We start from the raw sequence: 1,899 nt of genomic DNA on the forward strand, positions 1-1,899 counted from the left end.
GGCGCGACGTCCCCGGCCGGTTCCAGGCGCCGGTCTGGTCGCGCACCTCCGCGACGCCGGGGAAGGGGCCCCACGGCTTGAACACCTGGGCGAGGTCGATCGGCACGATGACCCGGTAGGTGTGCGCGGGGCCGGCCGTCGTACGGGCGAAGACGGTGATCGGGACGCTCGTTGAAGTCATGCCACGAGCATCGCGGCCGGCGCCTGCCCGAGGCAGACACCTGTCAGTACACACCCTCGCCCTCCCGTCGTCCTCGCCGTGTCAACGGCGCGTGCCGCTCACCGGGGCCGCCGCGAGCGCCGCCGGCCCTCCCCGCAGCCGTTGATCTCAACCCCGCGGAACCTGTGGGGGCAGGATCTTGTGGGTGAAGGCCGCGAGGTGCGCCCGCATCTGCTCGCGGGACGTGTGCTGCCGGCCGACGAGGTGTTCGACGAGGTCGGCACGGGTGGCGGCGAGGAGCGCGTGCGCGGTGAAGCCGCTGTCGGTGACATCGGGGAGCTGTTCCAGTACGGCCTTGAGCGTGCTGTGCCACCACTCGTAATGCTCCGTCCGGTACGGGCTGTCGCTGCCGGTCCCCTCCAGGGCCAGGGCGAGGTGGCGGTTGTCGATCTTGAAACACAGGAGGGCGTCGAGCAGGGCGGGCAGGCGTTCCCTGGGTGGGGTGCCGGGCCCCAGGGGCGGCGGACCCTGCTCGACGGCTTCCCCGATCGGTGCGAGCCGCGCCTCGTGCAGCGCGAGGATCAGGCCGGTGCGGTCGCCGAAGGCGCGGAAGAGCGTGGCCTTGCCGACGCCGGCCGCCGCCGCGACGTCGGCCATGGTGACGGCCTGCGGACTCTCGCGGCTCGCGAAGAGTTCATCGGCCGCGGCGAGTACGGCTGCCCGATTGCGTACTGCGTCCTTGCGCGGCTTGCGTTCCGGCACGAGGCTCCTCCCATTGCGAAACGGACCAGAGGTCCGTATCGTTGAACACGAAGCGGACCGCGGGTCCGTATAGTACGGGATGGAGACACGCATGCCCACTGCCACCGCGCCGGCGGACCTGTACCTCCACGGCTTGCGCCTTCTGCTGGAGAAGGACATGTCCGCCTGGGTCGACCTCTGGGACGACGACGGCGTCTTCGAGTTCCCCTTCGCACCCGACGGCCGCCCCAAGAGGCTGGAAGGCAAGGCCGCCGTCGCCGACTACATGCGCGACTACCCCGACCACATCGACCTCCACGACTTCCCCTCCGTGCGGATCCATCGGACCACCGACGCGCAGACCATCGTGGTCGAGATGCGTGCGGTGGGCCGCCTGGTGAAGTCGGACGCCCCCTACGACATGACCTACATCGCCGTGGTGACCGTCCGGGACGGCCTCATCACCCACTACCGCGACTACTGGAACCCGCTGGCCCTGCAGGACTTCGCGGGCGACTTCACGGAGGGCAAGTGATGCGCAGCCCCGGCACCACCCTGGTCATCGGGGCCACCGGTACCACCGGCAGCCGCGTCGTCGCCCGGCTCACCGGGGCCGGGCACCGCGTCAAGGCCGGCGGCAGGCGCGCCACTCCGGTGCACGGAGCCCAGGCCGTCCGCTTCGACTGGAACGACCCCGCGTCGTTCGACGCGGCGCTCGACGACGTCGACGGCCTCTACCTCGTCCCGCCGATCGCCTCCCCCGAACCGGCCGCCGTCATGCTGCCCTTCCTCGAGCGGGCCCGTGCGGCCGGCGTACGCCGCGCGGTGCTGCTCAGCTCCTCGGCGATCCCCGCCGGCGGTCCTGCCGTCGGCCGGGTCCACGAAGCCCTGCCCGGCCTGTTCGACGAATGGGCGGTGCTCCGCCCCTCGTGGTTCATGCAGAACTTCACCGGTGACCACCCGCACGCACTGAGCGTCCGAGCGGACGGGACCCTGCT

At 71.4% G+C, this 1,899-nt stretch carries 3 protein-coding genes and 1 pseudogene; 2 read left to right on the top strand and 2 right to left on the bottom strand.

The genetic code is table 11. The features are described 5' to 3' along the window. Both RIF68_RS35575 and RIF68_RS35580 read right to left on the bottom strand, forming a co-directional pair. Positions 1 to 181 (bottom strand): annotated as a pseudogene (locus RIF68_RS35575) (SRPBCC family protein); the annotation flags it as partial. Positions 182 to 328: 147 nt separating this feature from the next. Further along, complete coding sequence (locus RIF68_RS35580) at positions 329 to 922, bottom strand: TetR family transcriptional regulator (RefSeq protein ID WP_309055738.1); 594 nt, start codon at positions 920 to 922, stop codon at positions 329 to 331. A 91-nt stretch (positions 923 to 1,013) separates the two neighbouring features. Here RIF68_RS35580 and RIF68_RS35585 point away from each other — a divergent pair, with 91 nt between their 5' ends. Together RIF68_RS35585 and RIF68_RS35590 are read left to right on the top strand one after the other, a co-directional pair. After that, entirely contained in the window at positions 1,014 to 1,436 is a 423-nt protein-coding gene (locus tag RIF68_RS35585; RefSeq protein ID WP_309055740.1) for a nuclear transport factor 2 family protein, read from the top strand. After that, on the top strand, positions 1,436 to 1,899 hold a 464-nt coding region (locus RIF68_RS35590), incomplete at its 3' end, for an NAD(P)H-binding protein (RefSeq protein ID WP_309055742.1). The genes RIF68_RS35585 and RIF68_RS35590, both read left to right, overlap by 1 nt.

Origin of the sequence: Streptomyces sp. (assembly GCF_031178505.1) — a bacterium.
Lineage (GTDB): Bacteria > Actinomycetota > Actinomycetes > Streptomycetales > Streptomycetaceae > Streptomyces > Streptomyces gulbargensis.